The sequence below is a fragment of the Pseudomonas sp. KK4 genome (assembly GCF_001984065.1).
Taxonomy (GTDB): Bacteria; Pseudomonadota; Gammaproteobacteria; order Pseudomonadales; family Pseudomonadaceae; genus Aquipseudomonas.
The window spans coordinates 56180-70745 of sequence record NZ_LYVP01000013.1 but is presented as its reverse complement, the minus strand read 5'-3'; the positions used below and the strand labels follow the sequence as shown (position 1 = coordinate 70745).

General features: G+C 60.8%; 10 protein-coding genes and 2 tRNA genes. 8 read left to right on the top strand and 4 right to left on the bottom strand.

Translation table 11 applies throughout. The features are described 5' to 3' along the window. Positions 1-16 precede the first annotated feature (16 nt). The 5 genes from hflK (at position 17) to B0W55_RS07545 (ending at position 6982) form a co-directional block, all read left to right on the top strand. Positions 17-1192 (top strand): FtsH protease activity modulator HflK, encoded by a 1176-nt coding sequence (gene hflK, locus B0W55_RS07565; protein ID WP_077045388.1) that lies wholly within the window; start codon positions 17-19, stop codon positions 1190-1192. Next, a complete protein-coding gene (gene hflC, locus B0W55_RS07560) occupies positions 1192-2061 on the top strand; it encodes a protease modulator HflC (protein ID WP_008064109.1) in 870 nt (289 codons plus the stop codon). Before hflK ends, hflC begins: the two co-directional genes overlap by 1 nt. Positions 2062-2373: 312 nt before the next feature. Next, positions 2374-3561: an ATP phosphoribosyltransferase regulatory subunit gene (locus B0W55_RS07555; RefSeq protein WP_077045387.1), complete on the top strand. Its 1188-nt coding sequence runs from the start codon at positions 2374-2376 to the stop codon at positions 3559-3561. Between the two features lie 54 nt (positions 3562-3615). Continuing rightward, positions 3616-4908 (top strand): adenylosuccinate synthase, encoded by a 1293-nt coding sequence (locus B0W55_RS07550; protein WP_077045386.1) that lies wholly within the window; start codon positions 3616-3618, stop codon positions 4906-4908. 139 nt (positions 4909-5047) lie between these two features. Next, positions 5048-6982, top strand: a complete 1935-nt coding sequence (locus B0W55_RS07545; protein ID WP_077045385.1) for a methyl-accepting chemotaxis protein — start codon at positions 5048-5050, stop codon at positions 6980-6982. A 114-nt stretch (positions 6983-7096) separates the two neighbouring features. Here the strand turns inward: B0W55_RS07545 and B0W55_RS07540 are convergent, their stop codons facing one another. The 4 genes from B0W55_RS07540 to B0W55_RS07525 all read right to left on the bottom strand — a co-directional run bounded on the left by B0W55_RS07540 (position 7097) and on the right by B0W55_RS07525 (position 10194). Further along, positions 7097-8659, bottom strand: a complete 1563-nt coding sequence (locus B0W55_RS07540) for an iron ABC transporter permease (protein WP_077045384.1) — start codon at positions 8657-8659, stop codon at positions 7097-7099. Further along, entirely contained in the window at positions 8659-9669 is a 1011-nt protein-coding gene (locus B0W55_RS07535) for an extracellular solute-binding protein (protein ID WP_077045383.1), read from the bottom strand. Before B0W55_RS07535 ends, B0W55_RS07540 begins: the two co-directional genes overlap by 1 nt. Before the next feature lie 185 nt (positions 9670-9854). Further along, positions 9855-9941: transfer RNA gene (locus tag B0W55_RS07530), tRNA-Leu, on the bottom strand. 166 nt (positions 9942-10107) lie between these two features. Beyond that, positions 10108-10194: transfer RNA gene (locus tag B0W55_RS07525), tRNA-Leu, on the bottom strand. Between the two features lie 225 nt (positions 10195-10419). Between B0W55_RS07525 and rnr the strand changes: the two genes are divergently transcribed. From rnr to rpsF, 3 genes are all read left to right on the top strand, one after another. Further along, positions 10420-13056: a ribonuclease R gene (gene rnr, locus B0W55_RS07520; RefSeq protein WP_077045382.1), complete on the top strand. Its 2637-nt coding sequence runs from the start codon at positions 10420-10422 to the stop codon at positions 13054-13056. Then, a complete protein-coding gene (rlmB, locus tag B0W55_RS07515; protein ID WP_077045381.1) occupies positions 13053-13820 on the top strand; it encodes a 23S rRNA (guanosine(2251)-2'-O)-methyltransferase RlmB in 768 nt (255 codons plus the stop codon). The genes rnr and rlmB overlap by 4 nt, the downstream gene beginning before the upstream one ends. 316 nt (positions 13821-14136) lie before the next feature. Further along, positions 14137-14559 (top strand): 30S ribosomal protein S6, encoded by a 423-nt coding sequence (rpsF, locus tag B0W55_RS07510; RefSeq protein ID WP_007939579.1) that lies wholly within the window; start codon positions 14137-14139, stop codon positions 14557-14559. Positions 14560-14566 lie beyond the last annotated feature (7 nt).

The window sequence follows — 14566 nt, the reverse complement described above, 5'->3', positions numbered from 1 at the left end:
TCAGATGGAGAGCGCTATGGCTTGGAATGAGCCGGGTGGCAACTCGAATAATCAGGATCCTTGGGGTGGCAAGCGCCGTAATAACGGCGATCGCAAGGGGCCGCCAGATCTCGACGAGGCCTTCCGAAAGCTGCAGGAAAGCCTGAACGGGTTGTTCGGTGGTGGCAAGAAACGCGGTGGTGATGACGGCGGTGGTCCGGGCAAGAGCGGCGGCTTCGGCGGCCTGCTCGGCATCGGTCTGGTCGTGCTGGCGGCTGTCTGGCTGTACAGCGCGGTTTACGTAGTCGACGAGCAGGAGCAAGCCGTGGTGCTGCGCTTCGGCAAGTACTACGAAACCGTCGGCCCGGGTCTGAACATCTACTTCCCGCCGATCGACAAGAAGTACATGGAAAACGTCACGCGTGAGCGTGCGTACACCAAGCAGGGCCAGATGCTCACCGAAGACGAAAACATCGTCGAAGTGCCGCTGACCGTGCAGTACAAGATCAGCAACCTGCAGGACTTCGTGCTGAGCGTCGATCAGCCGGAAATCAGCCTGCAGCATGCGACCGACAGCGCCCTGCGACATGTGGTGGGTTCCACCGCCATGGACCAGGTGCTGACCGAGGGTCGTGAATTGATGGCCAGCGAAATCAAGGAGCGTCTGCAACGCTTCATGGATACCTATCGCACCGGTATCACCGTGACCCAGGTCAACGTACAGAGCGCAGCGGCACCGCGTGAAGTGCAGGAAGCCTTCGACGACGTGATCCGTGCCCGTGAAGACGAGCAGCGTTCGCGCAACCAGGCTGAAACCTACGCCAACGGCGTCGTGCCGGAAGCCCGTGGTCAGGCCCAGCGCATTCTCGAAGATGCCAATGGCTACCGTGACGAAACCGTCTCGCGCGCCAAGGGTGAAGCTGATCGCTTCACCAAACTGGTTGCCGAGTATCGCAAGGCCCCTGAAGTCACCCGCCAGCGTCTGTACCTGGACACCATGCAGGAAGTCTTCAGCAACACCAGCAAGGTGCTCGTGACCGGCAACAAGAATGGCCAGAGCAACCTGCTCTATCTGCCGCTGGACAAGATGGTCGAAAGTGGTCGCAACACCAGCACTCCGGTGACTGGCGCAGCAGCCACCAGCAATGAAGCGAATGCGCGTGCCGCAGCTGATCTGCAGCAACAGCAAGCACGTACCAGGGAGAGTCGCTGATGAGCAATAAATCGCTGATCGCCCTTATTGTCGGCGTCGTCGTGGCGATCGCTGCCTGGAACTGCTTCTACATCGTGGCTCAGACCGAGCGTGCGGTGTTGCTGCAGTTCGGTCGCGTGGTTCAGACCGATGTTCAGCCAGGCCTGCATGTGAAGGTGCCTTACGTTAACCAGGTGCGTAAGTTCGACGCTCGCCTGATGACGCTGGACGCACCGACGCAACGCTTCCTGACGCTGGAAAAGAAAGCCGTGATGGTCGATGCCTACGCCAAGTGGCGCGTGAAGGACGCCGAGCGTTTCTACACCGCGACTTCCGGTCTCAAGCAGATTGCCGACGAGCGTCTGTCCCGTCGTCTGGAATCCGGCCTGCGTGACCAGTTCGGTAAGCGCACCCTGCACGAAGTGGTGTCGGGTGAGCGTGATGCGCTGATGGCAGACATCACCGCTTCGCTGAACAAGATGGCCGAAAAGGAGCTGGGCATCGAAGTGGTGGACGTTCGCGTCAAGACCATCGACCTGCCCAAGGAAGTGAACCGCAGTGTGTTCGAGCGTATGAGCACCGAGCGTGAGCGTGAAGCTCGCGAGCACCGCGCCAAGGGTAACGAGCTGGCTGAAGGCATCCGTGCCGACGCCGATCGTCAACGCCGCGTGTTGCTGGCAGAAGCCTATCGTGAATCCGAAGAGATTCGCGGTGACGGCGATGCCCAGGCCGCTTCCATCTACTCCAAGGCCTACGGCCAGGACCAGGAGTTCTACGCGTTCTACCGTAGCCTGCGTGCCTACCGTGAAAGCTTCGCGAACAAATCCGACGTCATGGTCCTGGACCCAAGCAGTGACTTCTTCCACTACCTGGAAAAAGCCAAGCCTTGATACGACGTTGACTCGAATCATCCCGCCGGGCGGCTAAAACCTCTGGCGGGGTGATCCTTTGGGAAAACGTGTGTATGATGCGGCAGCCGGGAAATTCCCGGCTTTTTTGCGTCTGCACGTTTGATTGCTGTTCTTGTGCAGGTGCCCGAGCTGATTGGCTCCACAGGTTTTACGAGGAAAGTGCTTGGCGAAGCCCATTACAGGCTTTTCGCTTCGTCGCTCATGCGCGGGGTTTGCGCTGTGCGGATCATTTTCTGCTTCACTCAAGGCTCGCCCAAAGGCTTGCTGCCCGGATCATAGGGGAATGGCGTAATGGCAACGGTAGACCGCTGGCTGCTGCCAGATGGCATCGAAGAAGTACTGCCACCGGAGGCGGCGCGCATTGAAGTCGCGCGGCGTCAGGTGTTGGATCTGTTCCAGAGCTGGGGTTACGAGTTCGTCGTGACTCCCCATATCGAGTACCTGGAGTCCCTGCTGACCGGCGCGGGCCAGGACCTGGATCTGCGTACCTTCAAGGTCATCGACCCGCAGTCGGGCCGGCAGATGGGTTTCCGGGCCGACATCACGCCGCAGGTGGCGCGCATCGATGCGCACACCCTGCGTCGCGAAGGCCCTAACCGTTTGTGCTATGCCGGCAGCGTGCTGCACGCCCAGCCACGTGCCTTGTCGTCCTCGCGCAGCCCGATCCAGTTGGGTGCCGAGTTGTACGGCGACGCCAGCCCGAGCAGCGACGTCGAAGTCATCAGCCTGATGCTGGCCATGCTGCAACTGGCCGATGTGCCGGACGTGCACATGGACCTGGGGCATGTAGGCATCTATCGCGGCCTGGCCCGCGCCGCCGGTTTGTCCGGTGAAGTCGAGCAGCAGTTGTTCGACGCATTGCAACGCAAGGCCATCGACGAGGTCATTACCTTGACCGAAGGCCTGCCGACGGATCTGTCGGGCATGCTGCGGGCGCTGGTCGACCTGTGTGGCGGTCGCGAAGTGCTGGTAGCGGCTCGCGAGCGTCTGGCCAAGGCGCCGGCCCCGGTCCTGGCGGCATTGGATGATTTGCTGGCGATTGCCGAGCGTTTGTCCGTGCGTTTCCCGGAGTTGCCGCTGTATTTCGACCTGGGCGAGCTACGCGGTTACCACTACCACACCGGTGTGGTGTTCGCGGTGTTCGTACCGGGTGTTGGCCAGTCCATTGCTCAGGGCGGCCGTTACGACGATATCGGCGCCGACTTCGGTCGTGCCCGTCCGGCAACCGGTTTCTCTACCGATTTGAAAACCCTGGTGACCCTGGGGCGTGCTGAGATCGAGCTACCGTCTGGCGGTATCTGGATGCCTGACAGTACGGATGCGGCACTCTGGCAGCAGGTTTGCCAGTTGCGCAGTGAGGGTCAGCGTGTCGTTCAGGCCTTGCCTGGGCAGCCATTGGCCGCCGCCCGTGAAGCGGACTGCGACCGGCAATTGATTCAGCAGAACGGGCTTTGGCAAGTATCGCCACTGGCTTCTTGAGTTTTCCTGCCGGCCAACGCCGGCACCAAGTTTGCGCGAATGAGGACAAGTGTTATGGGTAAGAATGTCGTAGTCCTGGGCACCCAATGGGGTGATGAGGGCAAAGGCAAGATCGTTGATCTGCTGACCGAACATGCTGCCGCCGTAGTGCGCTACCAGGGTGGCCACAACGCGGGCCACACCCTGGTGATCGACGGCGAAAAAACCGTCTTGCACCTGATCCCGTCGGGCGTGCTGCGCGAAGGCGTTCAGTGCCTGATCGGTAACGGCGTGGTGGTTGCACCTGACGCCCTGATGCGGGAAATCAACAAGCTGGAAGAAAAAGGCGTACCGGTGCGCGAGCGCCTGCGCATCAGCCCTTCCTGCCCGCTGATCCTGTCCTACCACGTAGCGCTGGACCAGGCCCGTGAAAAGGCCCGTGGCGAGCTGAAGATCGGCACCACCGGTCGCGGCATTGGCCCGGCCTACGAAGACAAGGTTGCACGTCGTGGCCTGCGCATCGGTGACCTGTTCCACCGCGAGCGTTTCGCCGCCAAGCTGGGCGAGCTGCTGGACTACCACAACTTCGTGCTGGTCAATTACTACAAAGAGCCGGCCATCGACTTCCAGAAGACGCTGGACGAGTGCATGGAATACGCCGAGCTGCTCAAGCCGATGATGCTCGACGTCACCGCCGAGCTGCATCAGCTGCGTCGCGCTGGCAAGGACATCATGTTCGAAGGTGCCCAGGGCTCGCTGCTGGACATCGACCACGGTACCTACCCGTACGTCACCAGCTCCAACACCACCGCGGGCGGCATCGCCACCGGTTCCGGTGTGGGGCCGATGTTCCTGGACTACATCCTGGGCATCACCAAGGCCTACACCACGCGCGTCGGTTCGGGTCCGTTCCCGACTGAGCTGTTCGACGACGTCGGTGCATTCCTGGCCAAGCGTGGCCACGAATTCGGTGCAACCACCGGTCGTGCCCGTCGTTGCGGCTGGTTCGATGCCGTCATCCTGCGTCGCGCCATCGACGTCAACAGTATCTCGGGCCTGTGCCTGACCAAGCTGGACGTACTGGACGGCCTGGAAACCATCAATATCTGCGTCGGCTACAAGAATGCAGATGGCGCCGTGATCGACGCACCGACCGACGCCGACAGCTACATCGGCCTGGAGCCAGTGTACGAAGAGATGCCGGGCTGGAAAGAATCCACCCTGGGCGCCAAGACACTGGAAGAGCTGCCACAGGCTGCACGCAACTACATCAAGCGTGTCGAAGAGTTGGTCGGTGCGCCGATCGACATTATTTCGACGGGCCCGGACCGCAACGAGACCATCGTTCTGCGTCACCCGTTTGCTTGATAAGTTGTTGATGTAACGAACAAAGGCCCCTTGATCGGGGCCTTTGTCGTTTATGCCTGTCGGACGGCACGACCCTTGCTGTGATAATCGCTTCCTGGTGAGCCATCAATTTAATGGCGTCCATGCAGAGGGGTTTCCAGTGTCGGCCGTTCTCTCACTGTTACAAAGCCGTCTCCTGCGGCCTGTGTTCGTTACTCTCGGTATCGCCCTTTTGGTGCAGGTGCTGGTGGCTGTCGCTCTGACCCGGAGCACAGTGACCGCTCTTGAAGCCGATCTGGGCACGCGCCTGGGAGCCGACAGTCAAAAACTTTCCGGCGAGCTTGAGCAGGCGGGGCGCGAAGTCACCTCGAGCCTGGACAGTCTCTCGGCCAGCACGCGTCAGCGTCTCACTGTCGGCTTGTCCGCGCGTTTGAAGGACGAGCAGGCGCAACTGCGGGCGACCCTGGAAAAGGACCTGAAGGACTCTGCCAATGATATGGCGCAGCTCCTGGCCTCGGTCGCGCCCCGCGCCATGTGGGACAGTGATGTTCCGACCCTCTCTGAATTCGCCCGCCGGGCGCAGCGCAATCCCAACGTGTTGTTCGTGGTCTACGACGACGCGACGGGCCAGCACCTGACGCGCTACCTGAATCGGGAAAACCCGATCAACAAGGCCCTGCTGGAAAAAGGCCAGGGCGAACGGGCGCTGGATAAGGTGCTGGATGCAGCGAAAAACGATCCGTCTGTCTTTTACGTCGAAGCCTCGATCAATCCCAATGGCGTGGAAATCGGCAAGGTCTTGATGGGCGTCTCGACCGCCTCGGTGGAAACCGACCTGGCCGCTCTCGACAAGCGCTTCTCGGCCCTGATCGCCAGCAGCGATCAACTGGTGGGTGACAGCCTCAAAGGCGCGGCAGCCGACAGCGCGGCGGCCATGGGCGCACGCTTGCAATCGGCGCAATCCACTGCGTCTGAAATGAAAGCCAACACCACCAGCACTGTGCAGGAGGCGGCGACGACGCTGCGCTGGCGCATCGGCATGGGTCTGGCGGTGGTGGGCGCTGGTGTTCTGTTGCTGCTTGCCGTGGTGCTGGGGCGTCGCGTGGTCAATCGCCTCAAGATGCTGATAACCGCCATGGATGATCTGGCGGCCGGCGAGGGCGATCTGACCAAGCGTGTGCAAATCAACAGCAAGGACGAAATCGGCGACATGGCCTCGGCGGTCAATCGCTTTGTGGACAAGTTGCAGCCGATCGTCCGTGAAGCGGGTGACGTGGCGCAGCGCACTGGCGTGGAAATCGGTGCCATGACCTTGCGCAATGCCGGGGCCGATGCGGCCGCAGGCATGCAGCGCGATGAAGTGGCCGAGAGCCTGCGGGCGCTGTCACGCATGGCGGACGAGGCACAATCCGAGAGCCAGGCCATGCAGGCGGCCTTGAAGCAGGTGGTGGATATTCGTCAGGCCACCGATGAAAACACCCGCACCTCGGCGAAGGTCGGCAGCCTGATCGAGGCGCTGGCCGGACAGGTCGACACCGGCGCGCAAGTGATCGAGCGCCTGGCGCAGCAGAGTGAACAAATTGAAGTGGTGCTGACGGTCATTCACGGGATCGCCGAGCAAACCAATCTGCTGGCCCTGAACGCGGCCATCGAAGCGGCGCGCGCCGGCGAGACCGGTCGCGGGTTCGCCGTGGTGGCGGATGAGGTGCGGGCGCTGGCGAGCAAGACCCAAAGCTCCACCGGCGATATCCAGGCGCATATCGTGGCCTTGCAGCAAGGCGCGCGGGAAGCGGTGGCGGCAATCGGGCAGGCGGGTCGCCAGGCGAATGAAGGCTTGGTGGTGTTGCGTGACAGTGCTCGGTTGCAGCAGTCGGTGCAGGCGTCGGTAGAGCAGGTGCATGCGGCGATTGGCCTGGCCACGCAAGCGGCGGCGCATCAGGCGCAGGGTGCGCAAGCGGTGCGCGGACGGGTTGAAACCATTCATGCCCAGGCTGAAAAAGCGGCTCAGGCGGTTGTGGAAACCACGGCCAGCGGTAAGGTGCTGGATGGGTTGGCTGCGCAGCTGAAGGCGAGTCTTGGGCAGTTCAGGGCTTGAGTTTTGCGTTGTCATATCTGACGCTTTCGCGAGCAAGCCCGCTCCCACATTTGACCGAGGTTTCTCAGCAGAAAGATGTCAAATGTGGGAGCGGGCTTGCTCGCGAAGAAGATCTCAGCGGCTCAGATACATCCGCGTCGTAAGTAGATAGACCGGCAATCCTGACACCAGTATCAACAGCGCCGCATAAGGCGCCGCCGCCGCAAACTCCACATTTGCCGTGTGCGCCCACACTTCGGTGGCCAGCGTGTTCAGCCCGGTCGGGCTCAACAGCAGCGTCGCCGTCAGTTCCTTCATCGCATCCAGAAACACCAGTGCAAATGCCGCCCCCAAAGCCGGAAAGATGATCGGCAGGGTCACCCGGATAAACGCGGTGAACGACGACGCGCCCAGTGTGCGGGCGGCCTCCTCCAGTTGCGGTGCCGCCTTGTTCAGCGCTGTTCTAATCGGCGCCTGGGCCAGCGGCAGGAACAGCAGTGCATAAGCGATCAGCAGCAGCGCCGAGGTTTGGTACAGCGCTGGCACGTAATGCAGCGCGAAGTACACCAGGGTCAAGGCGATCACCAGGCCGGGCAGCGCATGCAGCAGGTACGGCAAGCGCTCGGCCCAAATCGCCAACTGGCCTTTGTGGCGCACCACCAGCAGTCCCACCGGAACGGCGAGCACCAGACAAAAGACAGCGCCACCCAGCGACAGCGCCAGGGACGACAGCAGCGCCTCACCGATCGCGGCAACCGGAAAGGCCGCCGACGAGCCCACGGCCAACCAGTACGCCAGCATCCCCAGCGGAATGCCGCTGCCGATGATTGCCAGCAGCAGGCAGTACAGTTGTCCGGCGACGGCCCAAGGCCCCAGTCGCACCTGCTCCGCCTGTCGCGCAGTACCTTGGCCGATGCGCACGAGGCGGGCTTTGCCGCGAACGCGCAACTCCAGCCACAGCAAGATCAGGCACAGTACCAGCAGCACCGCCGACAGCATCGCGGCGTTGGCGTTGCTGAATTCCAGTTCGAACTGTTGATAGATCGCGGTAGTGAAGGTTTGCAGGCCGATGATCGACAGCGCGCCAAACTCCACCAGCATGTGCAGGGCGATCAGCAGCGAGCCGGCGAGCAGCGATGGCCAGAGCAGGGGCAGGGTGACTTTGAAGAACACGCCCCAGCGATTCTGGCCAAGGGTGCGCGCGGACTCTTCCAGCGATGGGTCGAGGTTGCGCAGGGTTGCGGCCACCGGCAGGAAAATCAGCGGGTACTTGGACAGGGCCATCACCAGGATCGCCCCGGCCAATCCTTCGAAATGAGCGCTCAGCGATACCCAAGTGAAGCTGCTGACGAACGCCGGCACGGCGAACGGCAGGCACAGAATCACGCCCCACAAGCGCCGTCCTGGCAGATTGCTGCGCTCGAGCAGCCATGCCAGCGACAGGCCGATGACGCCGCAAGCGACCGTCACGCCGACCATCAGCTCCAACGTATTGCGCAACAGACCGAATACATAAGGTCGCCACAGCAGGTGCAACGCCTGAGCCCAGCCTGCTTGCCAGGCCTTGAGCCCAACATACGCCAGCGGCAACAGGCTGAGTGCGACCAACAACAATACCGGCAACAACAGCCAGATCGATGGCCGTTTGCGCCGAGGCACGTAGCTGCTCTGCGCGAAGGCGGATGGCGATGTGCTCATCAATTCAGGCCAACATCACGTTCCAGGTCCAAAGCTTCTTCGGCGTTGCCCAGGTCTGCCGGTGTCACTTTCGGCGCCTGCAGCTCGCTGAATGGCTTGAGACCGCGATCCGACTCCATGCCCTTATGCAGCGGGTATTCGGCAGTGGTCTGGGTGATGACGCGCTGACCTTCTTCGCTGGCCATGTAAGCGAGCAATTGTTGAGCTTCTTTGGGATGTTTACTGGATTTCAGCACGGCCGCACTGGAAACGGTGATCAACCCGCCAACGTCACCACCGGTGAAGTAGTGCAGTTTCGAATCGAGCTGGCCTTTTTCCCGCTGCAGGGCAAACCAGTAGTAGTTGTTGACCAGGACCGTCGCCACTTCACCGTTTTCCACGGCTTTGAGTGCGACCATGTTGTTGCTGTAGGTCTTGCCGAAGGCGCGCAGGCCGGTGAGCCATTCTTCGGCAGCGTCCATGCCGTGCACCTTTATGATGGCCACGGCCTGTTCCTGGAACGCGCCGCTGGTGGGTACGAAGCCGACTTTGCCCTGCCATTTCGGGTCGGAGAATTCCATCACCGATTTCGGCAGATCCTTCTCGTCGATCAGCTTGGGGTTGAAGGCGACCACACGTACTCGGGCGGTCACGCCGATCCAGGTGCCATTGCCTGCAACGTAGTCCTTGGGCAAAACCGCCAGCGTTGCGTCATCGGCCTTGGCCAGCAGGCCTTGTTCGCCGAGCTTGTTCAGCGGTGGAGATTCTTCGGTGTAGATCACGTCGGCAGGGGAGCGATCGCCTTCTTCGACGACCTGGCTGGCCAACTGATTGCTGCTGCCCTTGCGCACGTTGACGTGAATGCCGGTCTTGGTTTCGAAGGCTTTGGCGACGGCGTCGCCGACTTCTTTGTGTTGGCCGTTGTAGAGAGTCAGGGAGACCGGATCGGCGGCTTGGGTGAGGGGAGTGGCGAGTGTCAGGCCGAGCAGGGTGGTGGTCAGGCCGCGGCGCAGGGTATTTCGAAACATCATTCGCAGGGTTCCTCACTGTCGCATTGCAAAAACTTGCAACAATGATAAACGATATTGGTTCTCAAATGCGCCTTGCGGGTTAGGCGCGCATTTGATAGAGGCGGCAGCATTTCCGGAGACCAGAAACGCAAAAACCCGCTTTCGCGGGTTTCTGTGAATCCAAGGCCGTAACCTTGAATTTGAATTGGTGCCCAGAAGAAGACTCGAACTTCCACGGCCGTAAGGCCACCAGCACCTGAAGCTGGCGTGTCTACCAATTTCACCATCTGGGCATTCATCTTCAGCGTTGCCGCTGTTGATGTGGCGCACTATACGGAGAGTATTTTTATCTGTAAACCCCTGATTTAAATTTAATAAATCAGATCTTCAGAATGCAAAAACCCGCTTTCGCGGGTTTTTGTGTGAGCCTTGAAATTGATCTAATCTCAAGCTCGAAATTGGTGCCCAGAAGAAGACTCGAACTTCCACGGCCGTAAGGCCACCAGCACCTGAAGCTGGCGTGTCTACCAATTTCACCATCTGGGCAGTATCGACAACGTTGTCCGTCGTCGATGGCGCGCACTATACGGAGCGTCTTTTTAACTGTAAACCCCCGGCGCTGAAAAAACCTGAAAAATCTCGCGAGCGGTCTGAAAATCTGCTTCAAGGTGTCGATACAGGGCTTTAGACGGGTCGTCTTGGCCTGAAATTTCCCGTTTCATTACGCCTATGCCAAACTAACCCGTATATAGACAAGGTGAAAACTCTCTAATGGCCGATTGGCAGTCCCTCGATCCCGAGGCCGCTCGTGAAGCGGAAAAATATGAAAACCCCATTCCTAGCCGCGAACTGATCCTTCAGCATCTTGCTGATCGGGGTTCGCCTGCTAACCGCGAGCAACTGGTCGAAGAGTTTGGTCTGACCACAGAAGACCAGATCGAAGCCCTGCGCCGCCGTTTGCGCGCCATGGAGCGCGATGCTCAACTCATCTATACCCGTCGCGGCACCTATGCGCCGGTGGACAAGCTTGACCTGATCCTTGGTCGCATCAGCGGTCACCGCGATGGCTTTGGCTTCCTGGTGCCGGACGATGGCAGTGACGACCTGTTCATGAGCCCGGCGCAAATGCGCCTGGTGTTCGACGGTGACCGTGCGCTGGCCCGTGTTTCCGGCCTCGACCGTCGTGGTCGCCGCGAAGGCATGATTGTCGAAGTGGTGTCCCGTGCTCACGAAAGCATCGTAGGTCGCTATTTCGAAGAAGGCGGTATCGGCTTCGTGGTTGCCGACAACCCCAAGATCCAGCAGGAAGTGCTGGTGACCCCGGGCCGCAACGCCAACGCCCAGATCGGTCAGTTCGTCGAAGTGAAGATCACCCACTGGCCGACCCCGCGCTTCCAGCCGCAAGGCGACGTGGTCGAGGTCGTGGGCAACTACATGGCGCCGGGCATGGAAATCGATGTGGCCCTGCGCACCTACGATATTCCTCACGTCTGGCCAGACGCGGTGCTGAAAGAAGCCGCCAAGCTCAAGCCGGAAGTCGAAGAGAAAGACAAAGAGAAGCGCATCGACCTGCGCCATCTGCCGTTCGTCACCATCGACGGCGAAGATGCCCGCGATTTCGATGACGCGGTTTACTGCGAGGCCCGTCCGGGCAAGCTGCGCCTGTTCTCCGGCGGCTGGAAGTTGTACGTGGCGATTGCCGACGTTTCCAGCTACGTGAAACTCGGTTCGGCACTGGATGCCGAGGCCCAGGTTCGCGGCAACTCGGTGTACTTCCCCGAGCGTGTGATCCCGATGCTGCCCGAGCAGCTGTCCAACGGTCTGTGCTCGCTGAACCCGCAAGTCGATCGCCTGGCCATGGTGTGCGAGATGACCATCTCCAAATCCGGCGAGATGACTGACTACTGCTTCTATGAAGCGGTGATCCACTCCCATGCGCGCCTGACCTACAACAAGGTCAGCGCCATGCTCGAAACGCCCAAAGTCACCGAAGCGCGCAAGTTGCGTGGTGAGTACTCGGACGTCGTGCCGCACCTCAAGCAGCTCTATGCGCTGTACAAGGTGTTGTTGGCTGCTCGTCATGTGCGCGGCGCGATCGACTTCGAAACCCAGGAAACCCGCATCATCTTCGGCTCCGAGCGCAAGATCGCCGAAATCCGGCCGACCGTGCGCAACGATGCCCACAAGTTGATCGAGGAATGCATGCTGGCGGCCAACGTGGCCACTGCCGAATTCCTGAAAAAGCACGAAATCCCCGCACTGTACCGGGTTCACGACGGTCCGCCGCCGGAGCGTCTGGAAAAACTGCGCGCCTTCCTTGGTGAGCTCGGTCTGTCCCTGCACAAAGGCAAGGACGGTCCATCGCCGAAGGATTACCAGGCGTTGCTGGCCGGTATCAAGGATCGTCCGGATTTCCACCTGATCCAGACCGTCATGCTGCGTTCGTTGAGCCAGGCGGTGTACAGCGCCGATAACCAGGGCCACTTCGGCCTGAATTACGAGGCTTACACCCACTTCACCTCGCCGATCCGCCGCTATCCGGACCTGCTCACGCACCGGGCGATCCGCAGCGTGATCCATTCGAAACAGGACACCCCGCACGTTCGCCGTGCCGGTGCGATGACCATTCCGAAGGCGCGCATCTACCCGTACGACGAAGCGGCGCTGGAGCAGCTCGGCGAACAATGCTCGATGAGCGAGCGCCGTGCCGACGAAGCGACGCGCGACGTCGTGAACTGGCTCAAGTGCGAGTTCATGAAAGATCGCGTGGGCGAGTCGTTCCCGGGCGTGATCACCGCCGTGACCGGTTTTGGCCTGTTTGTCGAACTGACCGATATCTACGTCGAAGGCCTGGTGCACGTCACCGCGCTGCCGGGGGATTACTACCACTTCGATCCTGTGCATCACCGCCTGGCCGGTGAGCGTACCGGTCGCAGCTTCCGCCTTGGCGATACCGTAGAAGTGCGGGTCATGCGCGTCGATCTCGACGAACGCAAGATCGACTTCGAGATGGCCGAAAAAACCATCAGCGCGCCGATCGGTCGCAAGAAGCGCGGCACTGAAACCGCAGCGCCTGCAGCCTCTGCTGCAAAAACCGCCGCAGAGCCTGCACCGGCGAAAACCGGTCGTCGTCCTGCCAAGGAAAAGGCTGTCGAGGCCTACCGTCCGAGCGATGCAGCGGCGAAAAACGCCGAAGTGCGCAAAAGTCGTGAAATGAAAAAGGCGCTGCTGGCCGATGCGAAAAGCGGCGGTAAAGCGGCGTCTGCGGGAAAGACTGGACGGTCGGCGCCTGACAAGGCCGCCGGCGGCAAGCCAGCCAAACCGAGCAAACACCGTAAAGGCCCGCCAAAAGCGGGCTCGGCTCCAGCCAAAAGCGGCGGGGCACGTAAACCTAAGGCCAAGTCATGAGTCAGTTGGAAAAGATCTACGGCGTGCATGCTGTAGAAGCGTTGCTGCGCCACCACCCCAAACGCGTCAAGCAGATCTGGCTGGCCGAAGGCCGCAGTGACCCGCGGGTGCAGACGCTGATCGAGCTCGCCGCCGAAAATCGTGTGGCGGTCGGCAATGCCGAGCGTCGCGAGCTGGATGCCTGGGTAGAAGGCGTGCACCAGGGCGTGGTCGCGGACGTCAGTCCGAGCCAGGTCTGGGGTGAGGCGATGCTCGACGAACTGCTCGATCGTACCGACGGCGCACCGCTGCTGCTGGTGCTCGACGGCGTGACCGATCCACATAACCTCGGCGCCTGCCTGCGTTCTGCCGATGCAGCCGGTGCGCTGGCGGTAATCGTGCCCAAGGACAAGTCGGCCACGTTGACGCCGACGGTGCGTAAGGTTGCCTGCGGCGCAGCGGAAGTGATTCCGTTGGTCGCAGTGACCAACCTGGCGCGTACTCTTGAAAAGCTCAAGCAGCGCGGCTTGTGGGTTGTCGGCACCGCAGGGGAGGCTGAGGTCAGCCTGTACGAACAGGACCTGACGGGCCCTACGATCCTGATCATGGGCGCCGAAGGCAGTGGCATGCGGCGTCTGACGCGTGATCTTTGCGACTACCTGGTGCACCTGCCGATGGGCGGTAGCGTCAGCAGTCTCAACGTGTCCGTGGCGACGGGCGTTTGCCTGTTCGAGGCGCAGCGCCAGCGCGGTGTCAAGGCTGCCGGATCCGCCAAGAAGTCGTAAGCCGAACGCAGTTCAATGGTGGGAGCGGGCTTGCTCGCGAATACGGTCTGTCAGTCGACATCCATGTTGCCTGATGAACCGCTTTCGCGAGCAGGCCCGCTCCCACATTGGTTTGTGGTGATGCGAAAATTTCCGTTTGAGCGAACTGTTCAAATAATCACCAATTACCTTGCGCCTCCCACGCCCCTTCTCTACAATTGCGCCCCTTGCTGTGACGGCAGGCGCGCATGTGCCTTACCCACGCAAGTCCATAAGTGTCATTCACTCCTTGTCTGACCGCTTTTGAGCGGCAGGCTACAACCCGTAAGGAGCATTCATGCGTCATTACGAAATCATCTTTTTGGTCCACCCGGATCAAAGCGAGCAAGTCGGCGGCATGGTTGAGCGTTACACCAAGCTGATCGAAGAAGACGGCGGCAAAATCCACCGTCTGGAAGACTGGGGCCGTCGTCAACTGGCCTATGCAATCAACAATGTTCACAAGGCTCACTACGTGATGCTGAACGTTGAGTGCACCGGCAAGGCCCTGGCCGAGCTGGAAGACAACTTCCGCTACAACGATGCAGTGATCCGTAACCTGGTCATCCGTCGCGAAGAAGCCGTTACCGGCCAATCCGAGATGCTCAAGGCTGAAGAAAACCGCAGTGAGCGCCGTGAGCGTCGCGACCGTCCTGAGCACTCCGACGCCGAAGGCGTTGACAGTGATGACAGCGACAACAGCGATAACGCTGACGAGTAATCCACGG